This is a genomic window from Streptomyces sp. NPDC008238 (assembly GCF_042956445.1).
Classification (GTDB): Bacteria; Actinomycetota; Actinomycetes; order Streptomycetales; family Streptomycetaceae; genus Actinacidiphila.
The window spans coordinates 624,077-638,695 of the sequence record NZ_JBIBGK010000003.1; the positions used below are offsets into that span (position 1 = coordinate 624,077).

The 14,619-nt window shown below is 73.4% G+C and carries 14 protein-coding genes; 8 read left to right on the forward strand and 6 right to left on the reverse strand.

Going from position 1 to position 14,619, the window contains the following annotated elements:
• Positions 1-36: 36 nt before the first annotated feature.
• Complete coding sequence (locus ACFZAU_RS11715) at positions 37-816, reverse strand: SDR family NAD(P)-dependent oxidoreductase (protein ID WP_500551993.1); 780 nt, start codon at positions 814-816, stop codon at positions 37-39.
• A gap of 822 nt (positions 817-1,638) precedes the next feature.
• On the opposite strand from ACFZAU_RS11715, the gene ACFZAU_RS11720 reads away from it, so the two are divergent.
• The 6 genes from ACFZAU_RS11720 (at position 1,639) to ACFZAU_RS11745 (ending at position 7,646) form a co-directional block, all read left to right on the forward strand.
• On the forward strand, positions 1,639-3,213 hold the full coding sequence (locus tag ACFZAU_RS11720; RefSeq protein ID WP_500551994.1) for an ATP-binding protein: 1,575 nt from the start codon (positions 1,639-1,641) through the stop codon (positions 3,211-3,213).
• 23 nt (positions 3,214-3,236) lie between these two features.
• Positions 3,237-3,623: a roadblock/LC7 domain-containing protein gene (locus ACFZAU_RS11725; RefSeq protein ID WP_499600269.1), complete on the forward strand. Its 387-nt coding sequence runs from the start codon at positions 3,237-3,239 to the stop codon at positions 3,621-3,623.
• A complete protein-coding gene (locus ACFZAU_RS11730; protein WP_499599721.1) occupies positions 3,620-3,979 on the forward strand; it encodes a DUF742 domain-containing protein in 360 nt (119 codons plus the stop codon). The genes ACFZAU_RS11725 and ACFZAU_RS11730 overlap by 4 nt, the downstream gene beginning before the upstream one ends.
• On the forward strand, positions 3,960-4,583 hold the full coding sequence (locus ACFZAU_RS11735) for a GTP-binding protein (RefSeq protein WP_499599722.1): 624 nt from the start codon (positions 3,960-3,962) through the stop codon (positions 4,581-4,583). The genes ACFZAU_RS11730 and ACFZAU_RS11735 overlap by 20 nt, the downstream gene beginning before the upstream one ends.
• Positions 4,584-4,613: 30 nt before the next feature.
• On the forward strand, positions 4,614-6,077 hold the full coding sequence (locus ACFZAU_RS11740; RefSeq protein ID WP_500551995.1) for a cytochrome P450: 1,464 nt from the start codon (positions 4,614-4,616) through the stop codon (positions 6,075-6,077).
• 498 nt (positions 6,078-6,575) lie between these two features.
• The gene (locus ACFZAU_RS11745; protein ID WP_500551996.1) at positions 6,576-7,646 is read left to right on the forward strand and encodes a terpene synthase family protein; all 1,071 of its coding nucleotides are present in this window, start codon (positions 6,576-6,578) and stop codon (positions 7,644-7,646) included.
• Between the two features lie 48 nt (positions 7,647-7,694).
• Here ACFZAU_RS11745 and ACFZAU_RS11750 read toward each other — a convergent pair whose 3' ends face one another.
• The gene (locus ACFZAU_RS11750; RefSeq protein WP_500551997.1) at positions 7,695-7,868 is read right to left on the reverse strand and encodes a hypothetical protein; all 174 of its coding nucleotides are present in this window, start codon (positions 7,866-7,868) and stop codon (positions 7,695-7,697) included.
• A gap of 238 nt (positions 7,869-8,106) precedes the next feature.
• Between ACFZAU_RS11750 and ACFZAU_RS11755 the strand changes: the two genes are divergently transcribed.
• Complete coding sequence (locus ACFZAU_RS11755; RefSeq protein ID WP_500551998.1) at positions 8,107-8,541, forward strand: GNAT family N-acetyltransferase; 435 nt, start codon at positions 8,107-8,109, stop codon at positions 8,539-8,541.
• Positions 8,542-8,568: 27 nt separating this feature from the next.
• On the opposite strand, the gene ACFZAU_RS11760 is transcribed toward ACFZAU_RS11755, so the two are convergent.
• The 4 genes from ACFZAU_RS11760 to ACFZAU_RS11775 form a co-directional block, all read right to left on the reverse strand.
• Complete coding sequence (locus tag ACFZAU_RS11760; RefSeq protein ID WP_500551999.1) at positions 8,569-9,801, reverse strand: S8 family peptidase; 1,233 nt, start codon at positions 9,799-9,801, stop codon at positions 8,569-8,571.
• A gap of 46 nt (positions 9,802-9,847) precedes the next feature.
• Positions 9,848-11,008, reverse strand: a complete 1,161-nt coding sequence (locus tag ACFZAU_RS11765; RefSeq protein ID WP_500461197.1) for a glycosyltransferase 87 family protein — start codon at positions 11,006-11,008, stop codon at positions 9,848-9,850.
• Positions 11,005-12,318, reverse strand: coding sequence for a polyprenol phosphomannose-dependent alpha 1,6 mannosyltransferase MptB (gene mptB / locus ACFZAU_RS11770; RefSeq protein WP_500552085.1), 1,314 nt, complete (start codon positions 12,316-12,318; stop codon positions 11,005-11,007). Before mptB ends, ACFZAU_RS11765 begins: the two co-directional genes overlap by 4 nt.
• Positions 12,319-12,480: 162 nt before the next feature.
• On the reverse strand, positions 12,481-13,287 hold the full coding sequence (locus ACFZAU_RS11775; protein ID WP_500552000.1) for an alpha/beta fold hydrolase: 807 nt from the start codon (positions 13,285-13,287) through the stop codon (positions 12,481-12,483).
• Between the two features lie 79 nt (positions 13,288-13,366).
• Between ACFZAU_RS11775 and ACFZAU_RS11780 the strand changes: the two genes are divergently transcribed.
• Positions 13,367-14,551: a DUF2786 domain-containing protein gene (locus ACFZAU_RS11780; protein WP_500552001.1), complete on the forward strand. Its 1,185-nt coding sequence runs from the start codon at positions 13,367-13,369 to the stop codon at positions 14,549-14,551.
• Positions 14,552-14,619 lie beyond the last annotated feature (68 nt).

A 14,619-nucleotide genomic window follows, 5' to 3' on the forward strand; every position in this document is an offset into this window, starting at 1 on the left:
GGCCGGGGCCCGGGGGGCTCGGGCCAGCGGTTCGCCTCAGGCCAGGGGTTCCGGGGGTGGGCGCGTGGGCGCGGGCCGCAGCGCGTGCAGGCCGCCGTCCACGGGGAGCGCGGTGCCGGTGACGGCGGCGGCGGAGGGCCCGGCCAGGTAGGCGACGGCGTCGGCGACCTGCTGGACGGTGACCAGGCGCCCGCTGGGCTGGCGGGCCTGGAGCGCGGCCCGCTCGGCCGCCGGGTCGGGGGCGGTCGCGATCAGCCGTTCCACCCAGGGCGTGTCGACGGTGCCGGGGGTGACGCAGTTGACCCGGACGCCCTCGGGCAGGTGGTCGGCGGCCATCGCCAGGGTGAGGGCGAGTACGGCGCCTTCGCTGGCCGCGTACAGCGCCTGGCGGGGGAGACCGGCGGTGGCGGTGACCGAGGAGATGTTGACGATCGACGCGTAGGAGGAGCGGCGCAGGTGCGGCAGTGCGGCCCGGCTCGCCCGGACCACGCCGAGGAGGTTGAGCTCCAGCACCCGGCGCCACTCGGCGTCCGGGTTCTCCTCCACGGTGCCGACGGCGCCGGTCCCCGTGTTGTTGACCAGGATGTCCAGGCCGCCCAGGTCCTCCACGGCCCGGTCGACCGCCCACCGCACGGACGCGTCGTCGGCCAGGTCGGCGGCGAGCGCGTGCAGGTGCCCCGGTGCGCGGCCGGGGGCGTGGTCCAGTACGGCGACGCGTGCGCCGCGCGCTGACAGCGTCTCCGCCGTGGCGAGCCCGATCCCGGTGGCGCCGCCGGTGACGATCGCGGCGAGCCCCTGCAGTTCCCGCGCCGTCATCGGGCGTCCTCGGTTCGGGCGTCCCCGGTTCGGGAGGGCACGGTTAGGAACGGCACGGTTAGGCCGTCCCCGGTGCGGGCGTCCGTGTTCCCCGCGCGCGTGACACTGCCCCCCGAACGGGCCGGGCGCAAGTACCCATCACTCTTAAGGGTGAAGCCAATTTTTGCGCCCCCCGTGGGCCCCGCGTGCCGGGCGCGTCGCGTACGGCCGGACGGTGCCCGCCGGGGCCGCCCCGCCCCGTACCCCGGGGCCCGGCCGTACCGTCCGCGCGGACCCTGCGGAGCCGGCCCCTCCGGTTCCACCCCGCGCCTTCGCGCGGCCCCCGCCCGTGCCGTCCGCCACCCCCTCCCACCCGGGCCGCAGCCTGCCCCACGGGGGGCATGTGACGTGCGCAAGCGGCCTTCCGGGGCCCTCGCGTGGGCGTCCCGCACGGCGGGTTCCTGCTCGCTCATGGGGGCCTCCCGGGGCACGGGGACCGGCGTCGGCATCGACCAAGCCATCCCTGGTCAAACAGTTTATATCGGTCATTGCTCATGATCGATTCGTGGCCGCACAGATGGTGCGGGAGTGCCCGGGAGGGGTTTGCGTCGACGCTCGAGAATCGATAACCATACGTCAACCGGCATGTGCCAAAGGCATCATGAGGCGGCATCAGCCACCGAATGGAAGCGGCTATGCTACTTGCGGCTCAGCGTGTTGTAGCAATTACGCCAGGTCAGGCGCACCTCGCCGACCGGTCGCCGATTGCCCAGGTCGCTGAGGCCGCACTCCGCCTGCTCGTGCTGTGTTCGTTCCATGTCTAGCGATCACCTGAGGATGCTGATGGTTCGTGCTGGATCGTCCCCCGGAGACCGCCGGCCCACCGCCACGTCCGCGTGGTTATTGCCGGTCGGCATAGTCGCGGCGGTCACCGCCGTCGCCGTATGGACCGTCCCGTCGGCCGCCCGGGAGGCGGTGCTGTGGTGCGGCGTGACCGCCACGGTGGCCGTGGCCGTCCTCGGGGCCGAGACCGCCCGCAGGGGCACCGCCGTACGGGCGTTGCGCGAGCAACTCGTACGCCGTGAGGAAGAACTGCAGTTCCGGCTCGCCCGCCAGGAGGCGGAGACCGAAAGGCTCGCCCGGGAGCAGCTGCCGAACGCGGTGGCCCGGCTGCAGCGCGGTGAGTTCGTCGCCGACGTGCTCAAGGACATCGACGAGGACTCCGAGGGCCTCACGCCCGGATTCCAGCAGGCCCACCAGCGGATGCTGCACTCGGTGCTGGAGGCGGTCTCCGCGGAGGAGGACGTCCGCGAGTCCTCGCAGCGCGCCTTCGTCAACATCGCCCGCCGCGTGCAGGCCATCGTCCACCAGCAGGCCAGTGACCTGCGGGAGATGGAGGACCGGCACGGCCGCACACCCGAGGTCTTCGGCGACCTGCTCAAGCTCGACCACGGGACCGCCCTTATCGGCCGGCTCGCGGACAGCATCGCGGTCCTCGGCGGCGCCCGCCCCGGACGCCAGTGGCGCCGGGCCGTACCCCTCTTCAGCGTGCTGCGCGGCGCGATGTCGCGCATCACCGACTACACCCGCGTGGAGCTGCACTCCGTGACGGAGGTGGCCGTCGTCGGACCCGCGGTCGAGCCGCTGATCCACGCGGTCGCCGAACTGCTCGACAACGCCACCCGCTACTCGCCGCCGCACACGAGGGTCCACCTCACCGCCGTCGAGGTGCAGTCCGGCATCGCCATCGAGATCGAGGACGGCGGCGTCGGCCTCAGCGAGGAGTCCCGGGCCCGCGCCGAGCGCGCCCTGGCGGAGGCCCAGGCCGGATTCGACCTGGGCGACCTGGGCGAGACACCCCGGCTCGGCCTCGCCGTCGTCGGACGCCTCGCGGCGACCTGGAACTTCCAGGTGTCGCTGCGCTCCTCCGCCTACGGCGGGGTGCGCGCCGTAGTGATCGTCCCGCAGGACGTCATCACCACGGCGGCGAACGCCACGGGCCTGGCGCACGGCATCGGTTCCGTCTCGGGTCCCCGGCCCGTGGTCCCGGACCAGCGCGCTTCCGACCCCCGGACGGCCCCGGCGCCCGCGCCGGCCGTCGCTCCGGGTCCCCGGCCCTCCCTGCCCGCCGCCTCCCCCTCGTGGGCGGAGGACGACGTGCCGCTCGTGCACGAGAGGACCGCGAACGGACTTCCCCAGCGGCGGCGACGTGCTCCGGCCCCGAGTCCCGCCCCCGGTGCACGGACGGGCGCCACGCCCGCCGACGGCTCGGTCACTGCCGCGTCGGACCCGATGCCGGGCAAGGAGTCCGTGCAACCGGGCATGTGGCTGGCTGCCTTCACCAGCGCCGTGTCCGGTGAGAGCACTGCCACCTCCTCTGACAGCAACAGTGACGAAACGTTAGATAAGGGTGAGTAGCCGTGATTCAGCAGCGGGCCAACATGGACTGGATGCTCAAGGACCTGGCGACGGGCGTCCCGGAGACCCGGCACGTCGTGGTGTTGTCCTCGGACGGCCTGCGCATGGCCCAGTACGGCGGCGACACGGACGCGGCCGACCGCCTGGCCGCGGCCTGCGCGGGCCTGCAGAGCCTGGCCGCGGCCATCGCAGGTGAGTTCCCGCACGGCGACGGACGGATGCGGCTGGTCGTCATCGAGGTGGACGGCGGCTTCTTCTACCTCATGGCGGCCGGCGCGGGTGCGTACCTCGCGGTCCTCGCCGACGAGGGCGTCGACGCCGGGCTCATGGGCAATCGGATGCGGGACCTGGTCGCGCGGATCGGCGCACACCTGACCAGTCCTCCGCGCCGGGACGGGCAGGCCGTATGAGCGACGGACCTCCGGAGTGGGACAACGGAAACCCCGAGCGGCTCTACGTGGTGACGGGAGGGCGCAGTGGTTCCTCGGACGGGACCGCCATCGACCTGGTCACCCTGGTACGGGCCCGCTCGGGGCCACCCCCGGGCATGGCGCCCGAACAGGCCGCGATCCTGCGGTTGTGCACCTCTCCCCTGTCCGTCGCCGAGATATCCGCGTACCTGAACCTCCCGGTCAGCGTGGTGACCGTACTTCTCGCGGATCTGCTGGCCGACAAGCGGGTGGAGGCACGACCGCCCATCCCATCCGCACTTCTTCCCGACGCTGCACTGATTGAGGCGGTGATGCATGGACTTGAAAGGCTCTGACGCGATCGGCGTCAGGGGGCCGCGGAGCGAGGACGCTCTGCCGGAATCGGCAACCGCCGCGGTCAAGATAGTGATTGTCGGGGGCTTCGGGGTCGGCAAGACGACCCTGGTCGGATCGGTCAGTGAGATCCGGCCGCTCTCGACCGAGGAGACGATGACCCAGGCCGGCGTGGGCGTCGACGACATCGTCGGCGTGGAACGCAAGACGGCCACCACGGTGGCCATGGACTTCGGCCGCATCAGCATCAACGAGGAACTGGTCCTCTACCTGTTCGGCACACCGGGCCAGCAGCGCTTCTGGTTCCTGTGGAACGGGCTCTTCGAGGGTGCGCTGGGCGCGGTGGTGCTGGTCGACACACGGCGCCTCGAGGTCAGCTTCGACGTGATAGGGCGGCTGGAGGAGCGCGGTACGCCCTTCGTCGTCGCCGTCAATTCCTTCCCGGAGTCGCCGCACCATCCGCTCGACGAGCTGCGGTCCGCCCTGGACCTGCCGGATCACGTTCCCCTGGTGGAGTGCGACGCCCGGTCCCGCAGTTCCGTCCGTGACGTGCTGATGACGCTCATGCGCCATCTCCAGTCCCTCGCCGCCGCATCGGCCCTGTGATCCCTCCCCGCCCGTGATCAGGAGCGTCCCGTGACCACCCCACCCCCCGAATGCCCCGCCCACGGCCTCGGCCCGGGCGCCCTTCGGCGGCTCTACGGCCCCGAGGCCGAAGCCGACCCCATGGCCCTGTACGAGAAGCTCCGTGCCGAATACGGGCCGGTCGCTCCCATCCTCGTGCACGGCGACCTGAACGCCTGGATCATCCTGGGGCACCACGAGAACCTCGAGGCCATGCGGAATCCCTCGCGGTTCTCCCGTGACTCCCGCATCTGGCAGCACTTCCGCGACGGCAACGTCGCCATGGACTCGCCGCTGCTGCCGATGGTCGCCTGGCAGCCGCTGTGCGTCTTCGCCGACGGGGCGGAGCACGAGCGGTTGCGCGGTGCGGTCACCACCAGCATGGGGCGCCTCAACCGCCGTGGCATCCGTCAGCACATCATCCGTTTCTCCAACCAACTGGTCGACGAGTTCTGCCGGTCCGGGGAAGCGGAGCTGGTGACGCAGTTCGCCGAGCAGCTGCCGGTGCTGGTCATGACCCAGCTGCTGGGCATGCCCGAGGAGTACGGGCCGAGGCTGGTGGAGGCGGCCCGTGACCTGATGCGGGGCACCGAGACGGCCCTCGCCAGCAATGACTACGTCCTCGCGACCTGCCGGCAGCTCGTGCAGCGCAAGCGCTCGGACCCGGGTGGCGACCTGACCTCGTGGCTGGTGCGCGACGACGCCGAGCTCACCGATGACGAGATCGCGGAGCACCTGCGGCTGCTCCTCGTGGCCGCCAACGAGCCCACGGTCAACTTCATCACCAGTGCGCTGAAGATGGTTCTGACCGATCCCCGGTTCCGGGCGCACTTGTCCGGTGGGCACATGACGCTGCCCGACGCCCTGGAGCAGGTGCTGTGGGACGAGCCGCCGATGGCGGCCTTCCCCGGTCGCTGGGCGGCCGGGGACACCGAGCTGGGCGGGCAGAAGATCAAGGAAGGCGACATGATCATGCTGGGCATCGCGGCGGGGAACGTCGACCCGCGCGTCCGCCCGGACCTGAGCACGCCGGTGTTCGGCAACCGTTCGCACCTCTCCTTCAGCAGCGGTCCGCACGAGTGCCCCGGGCGGGACATCGCCCGCGCCATCGTGGACACGGGCATCGACACGCTGCTGATGCGCCTGCCCGACCTGCGGCTGGCCGTGCCGGAGGACGAGCTCGAGGCGAGTTCCGCGTGGATGACGCGCCACCTGGTCGCGCTGCCGGCGGAGTTCAGCCCGGGCAAGCCTCTCGGCGACCAGGAGGCCGCGCCCGCTGAGACGCAGGTGCACGAGGAGCCCCGGGTTCCGCAGACGCCGCCGCGGCCGCGGCTGTCGCAGGAGACGTCCACGGTGGGTGCGGAACTGCCGCCGGCGGCTCGGCCTGAGTCCGCCGCCCCGTGGCCCGCGGCCGCGGTTCCGCCGCCCCGCCGTTCCTGGTGGCGCGCGCTGACCGAGCGACTTCGGGGGCGGTAACTCCCGCACCGTGTCTCACTGTGTGACCGGTTCATGACGGGCGCACGGGCGAATGCGCCCGTGCGCCCTTTCGTGCGCCCTCCATGCCGTAAGGCCATCGTGGCCGGTTCGGCCAAGGTCGAGCATCAGGCGCACACGTCTCGCTCATGAACGCAACCGGGATGCGCGTCAACTGTCGCTCCTATGACGCGTTTTAGTCTCTTGACTGCTCCGCCATATGCCGGAGTAATGGTCAGTTGAAAGATCCACTTGTGTTCGATTTCCGCCACCCGTGCGGAGCGTCACAGGTGGAACGGTTGTGACAGCTGACAGTTGAGAGGTGATCGCCGGTGGAGCCCGGGTCCGTCGTTCCGCTGCGGCATCCCCCCGTCGCCCGTCCGGAGCCCGTCAGCAGTGAGGCCGGGTGTCGCCCTTTGTGATTTGGCGCGTTCATGGCAAGGCTGTGCGGAAGGTGGCCGGTCCCGGCCTGCCCTCCCCCAAGCTCGAAGGAGCACGTCCGTGACCACTGTGCCCGCTCTCCAACTGGCTCCCTTCTACTGCCCGATCGCACCCGCCAGCCACCCCCTGGCGGATTTGTTCGACCGGAACACCAACGAGTGGCTCCGTCGTTTCGGTCTCTACGAGGACGAGTCCCAGCGCGAGCGCCTGGAGCACGTCGGTGCGGGCCGTCTCGCCGCCCTCACCTCGCCCTTCGGGACCCAGGAGGTGACGCAGATATCGTCCGACATCGGCATGTGGCTGTTCGCCTTCGACGACGCGCACTGCGACGAGGGGCGGCTCGGGCGCGATCCCGGTGAGCTGAGCCGGGTGTTGATCCGGCTGCTGCGCATCCTGGAGGCCCCTGAACCCCCGCTGTCCCAGGACAGTCCCTACCACTCCTTCGAGGCCGCCTTCCTGGACCTGCGGCTGCGCTTGGGCCGGGTGGCGACCCCCGTCCAGCTGGGCCGCTGGACCGATGCCATGCGCATGTACTTCTTCAGCCAGGTCTGGGAGGCCGCCAACCGGGTCGAGCGCGTGACGCCCGATCTCGACACGTACGCCCTGCTGCGCATCCACAACGGCGCGATGAAGGTCAGCGTCATGATGCTCGACATCGCGGAGGGCTACGAACTGCCGCCGGAGCAGTTGGAGCGCCCGGACGTCCGTGCGCTGACGGAGGCGACCTGCCTGCTGGCCGGGTGGGACAACGACATCCTGTCGTACCGCAAGGAGCATGTGCGTGACGGCGACAACCAGAACCTGCTCGACGTCATCGCGCACGCCGCCGGCAAGCCCGTCCCCGGCATGGTCTCCGAGGCGATGTTCCTTCGCGACCAGATCATGGTCCTGTTCACGACGCTGAGCGCGCAGGTCCACCGCGTCGCCTCGCCCGAGCTGCAGAGGTACGTGACCTCGCTCGGCCACTGGGTCCGGGCGAACCTCGAGTGGGGGACGACCTGCGAGCGCTACCTCAACCCCGAGGACCCGGCCTACCTGCCTACCACCTGGGCGCCGGCGCCGATGCCCGGCAGTGACGCCCCCGTGGACCTACCGGCGATCTCCTGGTGGTGGCGGCAGCTGGAGGGCTGACCTTGCCCACGGGCCCCGCCCGTGGTTCCGGTGCCCTCGTTCCGTCCGTCAGTGGGACGGTACGAGGGCGCCGCCGTTTACGGGCGCGAAGGCGTCGTCGAGGAGGGAGCCGGCCGGGCCGTCGGAGCCCGGGCCGTCGGCCGCGCGGGGGCCGGGGGTCGTGCCGGCCGGGGGTTCCCCGCCGACCGGGTGCTTCTCGCAGGAGCAGGTGGGCTTCAGCATGTCGATCTCTCCCAGCGTGTGAGCCCGGGACCATCGCTCGAGACGCGATGATCCACGGTCGTTTCTTACCAGACCAGGACATTCGCCGCCGTGGCGTTGAGGATTCCCGCGTGACGCCCGGCCCAATCGGCTAGCGTGCCGCGTTCTTCGGCGTGCGGCTGCCCGACTCCGGTGAACGTCACGGCAAGTTGATCCGTACCGGCAGGCGGTGGGCGCCGGCGCCTCCTAGGATCACGCCATGGAACTGACGTTCGTGGACGTGAAGCCTGGTGAACCGGCCATGACCGCTGAAGTCGGCCCCCTGATCAGGGCGTTGAGGCCGGCGATGACCGCCGACGGGTTCGCGGCGTTCGCAGCGGAGGCGCACGGTCAGGGTGTGGTCTTCACGGTGGCGCTGGACGAGCGGGAGCGATACCTGGGGGTGGCCACGCACCGGGTGCTGACCAGCAGCAGGGGGCGGACGCTGCTCGTCGGCGACATGGTCACGGCGCTGGACGCGCGCGGCGCCGGGGTGGGCACGCGGTTGCTGGCGGAGGTGGAGGCCAGGGCCCGGGCGGCGCGCTGCGAGCGGCTGGAACTCGACGCGGGCGTCGCCAACCACGGGGCGCACCGCTTCTACCACGCCCGCCGCATGGCGATCACGGGACTGCACTTCGCGCGGGAGCTCACCTGACGCACCCGTCCGCCGCGCCCGGAACGCTCAGAGGTCGCCGGTGAACGCCACCAGCTTCGGGGTGCCGGTGGGTTCGGGGGTCGTGGTCCGGGTGGCGTGGTCGAGCAGCCACTTCTTCAGCGCCTCGAAGCCGGCGTCCCCGTAGGTGTCCTTGTAGAGCGCGGCGATGCCGGTGACGTGGGGCGCCGCCATCGAGGTGCCGCTCATGACCGCGTAGAGCCCGCCGGGGAAGGCGGATGCGATGTCGACGCCGGGCGCGTTCAGGTTGACGCAGCTGCCGAAGTTGCTGAACGGCGCCCGGTGGTCGGTCCGGTCGGTCGCGGCGACGGTGAACGCCTCCGTGGCGCTCGCCGGGGAGATGACGCAGGAGCTGACGTCGTCGTTGCCGGCCGCGACGACCGGGAAGACCCCGGAGCGGGCCAGCGCGTCCAGGCTCTCGTTCATCGTCGGGGAGTAGAGCCCGCCCAGCGAGATGTTGGCGACGGCGGGCCTCACCGCGTGCCGGGCGACCCAGTTGATGCCCGCGATGATCCCGGAGTTCGGGCCGCGCGCCTCGCAGTCCAGCACGCGCACGGAGACCAGCGAGACCCCCCGGGCGATGCCGGTGTTCTCGCCGCCGACCGTGCCGGCGACGTGGGTGCCGTGGCCCGCGCAGTCGGCGGCGTTGCGGTCGTCGTCCTCCATCTCGTCGATGCCGGCCCGGGCGCGGCCGCCGAACTCGGGGTGGGTGAAGTCGATCCCGCTGTCGATGATGTACGCGGTGACCTTGGCGCCGGTCGCCCGGACCGTGTAGCCGTGCGTGGCCGGGGTCCGGTTGTTCACGCGCTCCAGGCCCCAGAAGCGTCCGGTGCCGCCGGGCGGGGGAGGCGTGCCGCCCGGCAGGCGGCGGCTGGTCGACACCGGGACGCGGTCCTCCGCGGGCAGGGTGACGGTGGTGTCCTGCTCGACGCCGCGTACCGCGGGCAGGGCCCGTACGCGCGCCAGTTGCCGTCCGGTGAGCGGGGCGGCGAAGCCCCGCATCACGCTGTCGTAGACGTGGGCCGGGGTGATCCCGGCGGCCTTCGCGACGGAGGAGGGGTCGCTGCCCGGGGCCAGGGTGACGATGTAGCGGCCGGGGATGGAGTGGGGCGCTCCCGCCCCGAGCAGGGGTGCCAGGGCGGGGGAGTGCGCCTGCGCGGGGGACGTCGCGGGGAGGGCGGCCAGGGCGGGGACGGCGGTCATCAGCACCGCGGCGAACGTCCGGCGCAGGGACACACGCATGCGTCGATCTCCTCGGGGCTCGGCGGACAGCACGGCCGACGGGCCGTCAGCCGGCCCTCTCCCCCACCCTGTCAGCCAGGATCGGACGCGGGCGCGCCCTGGTACGCCATCCGGGACGGGGCGCGACGAGCAGCCCCAGGCCGATCCAGACGTAGGCGCTGCCGCCCACGAGGGCGCCCACGCCGCCGGTGCCGGGGTCGCCCCGCCACAGCCACACGACGCTGCTGCAGAGCAGGACGTAACTGCCGATCGCGGCGGTCACCGTGCCGCGGTTCCGCGACCGCAGCGCCTCGGCGGCCAGCGCGGCCAGCGCCGGGATCAGCCACACCAGGTGGTGCACCCAGGTCACCGGGCTGATCAGGCAGGCCGTCACACCCGTGAGGGCGGCGCCCGTCGCGACGTCGGTCCTGCGCACCTTGTACGCCCACACCGCCAGCACCGCGACGACGGCCACCGCCCACACCCACGTGGGGGCGTCGAGCCGGGCGAAGGTGCCGCGCAGTGACTGGTTGGAGGCGTACGACAGCGAGCCGACGCGGTCGGTGTCCCACATCGCCCGGGTCCAGAAGTCGCGGGACGCGCCCGGGGCGACGGCCGCCGCCAGCAGGGTCGCGCCGAGGGCGGTGGCGGCCGCGGCGAGCCCGGCGCGGCGGTGCCCGGCGAGCAGCAGCCATCCGATGAACAGCGCGGGCGTCAGCTTCACGGCCGCGGCGAGGCCGATGGCGCACCCGGCCCAGCGGCTGCCGCGGCGCAGCAGTTCGGCGTCGGCGAGCACCAGGGTGAGCAGGACGAGGTTGACCTGCCCGAAGGTGAAGGTGTCGTGGACCGGCTCCAGGAGCGCCATCAGGCACCCGGCCAGCACCATCGCGTACCAGGGGGTCCAGCCCTGGCGGCGCACGATCGGCCGGACCGTCCACCACAGGACGGCGCCCGCCGCGCAGATGTTGACCGCGGCGGCGAGGACGACGGCCGAGGGCCAGTTCAGCAGCGTCAGCGGAAGCATGCACAGGGCGGCGAACGGCGGGTAGGTGAAGCCGTACGTGGTGCCGGGGCTGAGGTAGTCGTAGACGCCGACGCCGTCGTACACCCAGGCGTTGACGGTGCCCCAGTACACGCCGAGGTCGAACCAGTGCCGGTGCAGCGGCACGGTCGCCAGGAACAGCGCGGTCGCGGCCACGGCGGCGGCCGCCGTCACGATCCGCTTCATGAGGCGAGCGCGGGACGGACGAGCCGGAACAGCCGCACGGCGGCGAGCGGCAGCAGCGCGAGGGCCGCCCCCGTGGCGGCCAGGGCGATCTGATGGGGTGTCGCGGCGAAGCCGCTGGGCAGCACCGCGAGGGCCAACGCGGCGCTGGCGAGCGCGGCGAGCCGCCGCACCCGGCCGTCCGGGGCGGCCACCGCGAGCGGTACGAGCCCCCACAGCAGGTACCAGGGACGGATCGCCGGCCCCAGCAGCGCCACCGCGAGCAGGCTGATGCCGAGGGCGTAGACCGGCCCGAGCCGCTCGCGGAACAGCCACACGGCGGCTATGACGAGCGCGGCGGCGGCCATGCCGAGCAGCCGCCAGACGTCGGGGGTGCCGATGAACCGGCCCAGGACGTTGACCAGCGACCAGTTGGAGGCGGAGGCGGGCGTGGTGAGCGCGCCGATCCAGCCGTAGCCGACGCCGGTGACGGCGGTGACGGCCACGGTGGCCGCGCCGGCGACCGCCGCCGTGGCCGCCCCGGCGCGCGCCAGGCGCCAGCGGCCCTCCAGTTGTTCGGCCCACAGGCTCGCCACGACCAGCAGTCCGAGGGCGGCGGGTGCCTTGACCAGGGCGGCCAGGGTCACCAGCGCGGCTGCCGGCACCGGGTGGCGGGCCAGCGCCGCGCCCAGGCCGGCGCCGAGCAGGCCGAGCATGACGGCGTCGTTGTGCGCCCCCGCCACCAGGTGCAGCAGTACGAGGGGGTTGAGCGCCCCGAGCCACACGGCCGCGGCCGGGTCCGCGCCGCAGCGGCGGGCGAGCCGCGGCAGCAGGGTCGCCAGCAGGGCCACGCCCAGCAGCGCCAGCGCCCGCATCCCGGTGACCCCGGCGTGTGCTCCGTACCGAGCGAGCGCCAGGAACGCGGGGCCGTACGGCGCGGGGCTGTTCCGCCAGATCGCGGGCACCTCGGCGGCCGCCGTGCCCCCGAGCACGCTCGGGCCGTGCGTGTAGGCGTCGATGCCCGCGTTCACCATCGCGCCCTGCGCCAGGTAGCTGTAGACGTCCCGGCTGAACAGCGGCGGTGCCAGCAGCAGGGGGGCCGCCCACACGGCGAAGGTCGTCAGCAGGGCGCGGATCGACGGCGGCCGCGGCCCGCGCACGATCCGGCCGAGCTGCCACCACGCCGCGACGAGCAGGCCGAGGCCGAAGTACGCCACCAGCAGCCCGGCCGCCGCCTCCCCGTGGGGCAGCGCGATCCCGTCCCGTACCGGAAGCGCCCCCGCGGCCCTGCCGCCGACCGCCAGCGCGGTGGTACCGGCCAGTCCGAGAGCCATCGTGCGAGTCACGCCCGCACGGTCCCATCACCGGATGTCCGCCGGACGACCAGCGGGCGACCGGCGGATGACCGGCCCGGAGGCGCGATGGCCGGTTCGTCGCGGTGCGGGCGGGTTCACCCCCCTCGGGAGCGTGCAGCGCAGGTGAGGGGCGGGGTGGGGTCAGCCGGTCCCGTCGGCGGCGGCCACGATGATCTCGGCGACCCGGCCGGGCTGTTCGAAGAGGACCCCGTGCCCGGCGCGGGGCACCGTGACGAGGGTCAGCGTCGGGCAGGTGTCGAGGTCGTGCCGTTCCTCGTCGGTGAGGCCGATGTTGTCCGCGCTGCCGCGCACGACGACCGCCCGGGCACCGCTGGCGCACAACCGGGTGACGAGGGAGCCGTGCTCGTCGAGGTGGGCGAAGTACTGCCGGAGCGCGGCGCGGCAGAAGGCCGGGTCGTTGTCGCCCATGATCGAGGCGAGGGTGTCGCGGCGCGCGGGCGGCAGGCTGTCGCGGACACCGCGGGGCAGGGTCTTCAGCGCCACGGCCCAGGCCGCCAGGCCCAGTACCGGCACGTGGGCGAGCCGGTCGAGCAGGGCGAGTTCCCTCGCCTCGTCGCCGCGCGAGAAGACGGGCGAGAGCAGCACGAGGGGCCCGGAGAACTCGCCGAGGGCGGCCATCTCGATGGCGACGTTGGCGCCCAGGCTGTGCCCGACCACGACGTCGCAGCCGGTGTCGGCGGCGAGCCGGGCCATGAGGCGGGCGTAGTTCCCGATGGACAGGTCCTCGGGGGCGGGGCTGCGCCCGTGGCCGGGCAGGGTGACGGCCACCAGGCCGAGTCCGGCGTCCGCGGGCGCGGGTTCGGCCATGACGTCGGCGTAGAACTCGGCCGTGCACAGGGCGCCCGGCAGCAGCAGGGCCCGTCGTGCGGCGTCGGGCGGTCCGGCCGTGCGGATGTTCCAGCCCTCGCGCCCGCTGTCGGTGCTCACGGCTCCACACCCTGGCCCGGTACGCACGGCCGCGTGGGCACCGTGCTCCGCCCGTGGCGTGTCGGTGCGATCCTGAACCGTGCGAGATGCGATGACGGTGGTCGAGACGGCGTTCGCCGGTGCCAAAGGTGCGCCGGAGGGGGACGTCGAGACGGCGCTGGACGCCGGGGCGTCGGCCATGGCGGCGGCGGAGGCCGGCTGGGACGAGGTCGGCCGGGCGGTGGCGACCGCGGTGGGCGGGCTGCTGCGGGGCTGCCGGGCCCGCGGCTGGGAGGACGCGGACCTGCTGCGCATGGTGCGCCGTGAACTGCGCCCCGAGCACGTGCGGCTCGCCGGGCGCCTCACCGAGGACGGCGGCGGTGACCCGGCGGGCCTCCTGGGCGCGTACGGGGCGGCCGAGCGGCTGGACCGCTTCACCGTCGCGACGACCGTGCTGGAACTCGTCCGCCTGCTGGGGCGGCTGCCCGGGATCACCCCGGCGGCCGCGCCCGAGGCGGCGTCCGGCGCCACGGGCCATCCGATGCTGCGGCGGATCAGGGCGCTGCTGGCGAAGGCGGAGTCCACGGCCTTCCCGGAGGAGGCGGAGGCGCTGAGCGCGAAGGCCCAGCACCTCATGGCACGGCACAGCGTGGACGAGGCAGTGGTCGCGGGCACCGCTGCGGGCGGCGGCGGGCCCGGCGCGCGGCGGATCGGCGTGGACCGGCCGTACGAGGCGCCGAAGGCGCTGCTGCTCGACGCGGTCGCGGCGGCGAACCGCTGCCGCGCCGTGTGGTCGGCCGAGTTCGGCTTCTCGACGGTGGTGGGCTGGGAGGCCGACCTGGAGGCCGTGGAGGTGCTCTACACCTCCCTGCTGGTGCAGGCCGAGGCGGCCATGCGCGGCGGCGGCGTCCCGGGACCGGCGGCGCGTCGCCCGCGTCGCAAGGGCGGCAGGGGCGGTGGGGGCGGTGGTGGGGGCGGCGACCTGTCGCGGGACTTCCGTGAGTCCTTCCTCATCGCCTACGCGGGCCGGGTCGGCGAACGCCTGGCCACCGCGTCCCGCGACGCGACGGAGGAGGCCGCGCGGGCCACCGGCGCCACGGAGGTCCTCCCGGTCCTGGCCGCCCGTGAGGTCGCCGTCGGCCGCGCCGCCGACGCGATGTTCCCCGACACCCGCACCCAGCGGCTCCGGGGCCGCGACCACGAAGGCTGGGCCCGCGGCACCGCCGCCGCCGACCGTGCCGCCTTCCACGGTCCGGCCGGCCCGTCCAGGCGTCTCCGTGAGTGATGGCGCCGAGCCGCCGCCCGGTTACGCGGACTGCCCTGGTTGTTCGGCTGTCGCGCCGTCTCGCGCCC

Excerpts from the sequence above, each read along its gene's own strand:
- ACFZAU_RS11765 (WP_500461197.1), bottom strand. The coding sequence starts at position 11,008 with ATGAAGCGGATCGTGACGGCGGCCGCCGCCGTGGCCGCGACCGCGCTG.
- ACFZAU_RS11750 (WP_500551997.1), bottom strand. The coding sequence starts at position 7,868 with ATGCTGAAGCCCACCTGCTCCTGCGAGAAGCACCCGGTCGGCGGGGAA.
- ACFZAU_RS11715 (WP_500551993.1), bottom strand. The coding sequence starts at position 816 with ATGACGGCGCGGGAACTGCAGGGGCTCGCCGCGATCGTCACCGGCGGC.
- ACFZAU_RS11755 (WP_500551998.1), top strand. The coding sequence starts at position 8,107 with ATGGAACTGACGTTCGTGGACGTGAAGCCTGGTGAACCGGCCATGACC.
- mptB (WP_500552085.1), bottom strand. The coding sequence starts at position 12,318 with ATGGCTCTCGGACTGGCCGGTACCACCGCGCTGGCGGTCGGCGGCAGG.
- ACFZAU_RS11735 (WP_499599722.1), top strand. The coding sequence starts at position 3,960 with ATGGACTTGAAAGGCTCTGACGCGATCGGCGTCAGGGGGCCGCGGAGC.
- ACFZAU_RS11760 (WP_500551999.1), bottom strand. The coding sequence starts at position 9,801 with ATGCGTGTGTCCCTGCGCCGGACGTTCGCCGCGGTGCTGATGACCGCC.
- ACFZAU_RS11730 (WP_499599721.1), top strand. The coding sequence starts at position 3,620 with ATGAGCGACGGACCTCCGGAGTGGGACAACGGAAACCCCGAGCGGCTC.
- ACFZAU_RS11725 (WP_499600269.1), top strand. The coding sequence starts at position 3,237 with ATGGACTGGATGCTCAAGGACCTGGCGACGGGCGTCCCGGAGACCCGG.
- ACFZAU_RS11720 (WP_500551994.1), top strand. The coding sequence starts at position 1,639 with ATGGTTCGTGCTGGATCGTCCCCCGGAGACCGCCGGCCCACCGCCACG.